This is a genomic window from Bacillus sp. JJ1764, from assembly GCF_036962145.1.
GTDB lineage: Bacteria > Bacillota > Bacilli > Bacillales > Cytobacillaceae > Neobacillus.
In genome coordinates, this window is sequence record NZ_JBALNY010000015.1 from 20,684 (window position 1) to 23,135 (window position 2,452).

General features: G+C 39.5%; 2 protein-coding genes and 1 riboswitch. Both genes read left to right on the forward strand.

The genetic code is table 11. The features are described from left to right. Nucleotides 1–28 precede the first annotated feature (28 nt). Nucleotides 29–181, forward strand: a complete 153-nt coding sequence (locus tag V7083_RS02250; RefSeq protein ID WP_335474932.1) for a hypothetical protein — start codon at nucleotides 29–31, stop codon at nucleotides 179–181. A gap of 99 nt (nucleotides 182–280) precedes the next feature. Further along, on the forward strand, nucleotides 281–2,053 hold the full coding sequence (uvrC, locus tag V7083_RS02255; protein WP_335474934.1) for an excinuclease ABC subunit UvrC: 1,773 nt from the start codon (nucleotides 281–283) through the stop codon (nucleotides 2,051–2,053). Between the two features lie 69 nt (nucleotides 2,054–2,122). Continuing rightward, a riboswitch (Lysine riboswitch) is annotated at nucleotides 2,123–2,299 on the forward strand. Nucleotides 2,300–2,452: the final 153 nt, after the last annotated feature.

The following is a 2,452-nucleotide window of genomic DNA, read 5'->3' on the forward strand; positions in this document are numbered from 1 at the left end:
CTGTCTGTGAATGTCTTTCATAAAGGGGATGAACGACAGATGGAAAGGAATCCTGTTTGTGAATGTCTTTCATAAAAGGGATGAAGGACAAATGGAAAGGAATAGCGTTTGGAATGTCTTTCATGAAGTGATGAAAGAGAGAACGGTTAAGCAAACCGTGGAAGATATAATCTATACATAAGGTATTTTTTCTTAATAGCAAACACTCCCACTTCCTTTTATTATCGGTTTGTTTTAAAATTTTAAGGAACCATGTAAAAGAGGAAGAGGAGTGGCCGGTATGAATGAAACAATAAAGCAAAAGCTTGCACTGCTGCCTGATCAGCCGGGCTGCTACTTAATGAAGGACCGGCAGGGGACCATTATCTATGTGGGAAAGGCCAAAATTCTTAAAAATCGTGTGCGCTCTTATTTTACCGGGTCTCATGATGGAAAGACCCTAAGGCTGGTAAATGAGATCGAAGACTTTGAGTATATTGTGACCTCATCCAATATTGAAGCTTTACTTCTAGAGTTAAATCTGATCAAAAAATATGATCCAAAATATAATGTAATGCTTAAGGATGACAAAAGCTATCCGTTCATCAAGCTGACAGCGGAGCGCCATCCTAAACTAATTATCACTAGAAAAGTGAAAAAGGATAAAGGTAAATACTTTGGACCGTATCCGAACGTTGGCGCTGCTAACGAAACAAAAAAGCTATTAGACCGTATTTATCCATTGCGGAAATGCTCCACACTACCGGATAGGGTATGCCTATACTACCATTTGGGACAGTGTCTGGCACCATGTGTGAACGAAGTGTCAGAGAACCAATATAAGGAAATGACCGATGAAATTACCCGTTTTTTAAATGGCGGTTATAAGGAAATTAAAAAAGAGCTAACGGTGAAAATGACAGCAGCCTCTGAAGAATTGGATTTTGAAAGGGCCAAAGAGTATCGAGATAAAATTAGCCATATCGAAACGATCATGGAGAAGCAAAAAATTACCATGACTGATTTTACGGATCGCGATGTGTTTGGCTATGCCGTAGATAAGGGTTGGATGTGTGTTCAGGTTTTCTTTGTCCGGCAGGGAAAGCTGATCGAAAGAGACGTATCGATGTTTCCGATTTATAATGAACCGGAAGATGAAATCTTAACGTTCCTTGGTCAATTTTACCAACAATCCAACCATTTCAAACCGAAGGAGATCTTCGTTCAGGATGAAGTGGATCTTGCCATGGCCGAACAGCTTTTGGAAGTTAAACTTCTAAAGCCGCAGCGTGGGCAAAAAAAGGATTTGGTCAAAATGGCCATTAAAAATGCGAAAATTGCCTTGGCGGAAAAGTTCTCGCTGATTGAACGTGATGAAGAAAGAACCATTAAAGCTGTTGAAAACCTTGGTGAGTTTCTCGGTATTTATACTCCACATCGAATTGAGTCATTTGATAACTCGAATATTCAAGGGACTGACCCCGTGTCAGCGATGGTTGTGTTTATTGATGGCAAACCGAATAAACGAGAATATCGCAAATACAAAATCAAGTCTGTTAAAGGACCTGATGATTATGAATCAATGCGGGAAGTAACGCGGAGAAGATACTCCCGTGTCCTAAAGGAAGATTTACCACTTCCAGATTTAATCATTATTGACGGAGGAAAAGGACATGTGGAAGCCGTGAGGGATGTCCTTGAAAATGAACTAGGTCTGGATATTCCTTTAGCAGGGCTTGTTAAGGATGACAAGCACAGAACCTCTCAGCTTTTGTATGGAGACCCTCTAGAAATTGTTCCATTGGGGCGCAACAGTCAGGAATTTTATTTGCTGCAAAGAATCCAAGACGAAGTACACCGTTTTGCGATTACCTTTCACCGCCAAATTCGTGGAAAAAGTTCATTCCAATCATTGTTGGACGAAATCCCAGGAATTGGTGAAAAACGGAAGAAATTATTGCTAAAACACTTTGGTTCAGTGAAAAAAATGAAAGAAGCCGCCCTTGAGGACTTTACATCTATTGGCATACCGCCAAATGTTGCTGATGAGCTAATGAAAAAACTGCAATCATAAGGATTGTCAGAAAAATTATGCTATGCTATAATTAGAAAAATTTCATTTACTATCACTTTTACGTGTTAAAGTGAAGGTAGAGGTGCGAACTTCAATAGTAAAGACTCTGAGAGGGATGAGCCTCAGTGAAGGGTCTTGAAAGGGGATGTTCGCCGAAGCAGGAAAGCCTCATTGCTTTCTTAGCTGGTCCTGTATTGAATAAATACCGGATTGTCAAGACGCATGTCTTGGAGAGCTATCTTTCATTGTGTGCACAAGATTTTTTTATTTGTGTTTAAAAAGCAATGGGATACCCTCCTATTGCTTTTTTTATTTTTTTATTGGGAATATTTATAAATAGGATTGTTGAAAGAAGGGGAAAACATGGGGTTAATTGTTCAAAAGTTTGGCGGTACTTCT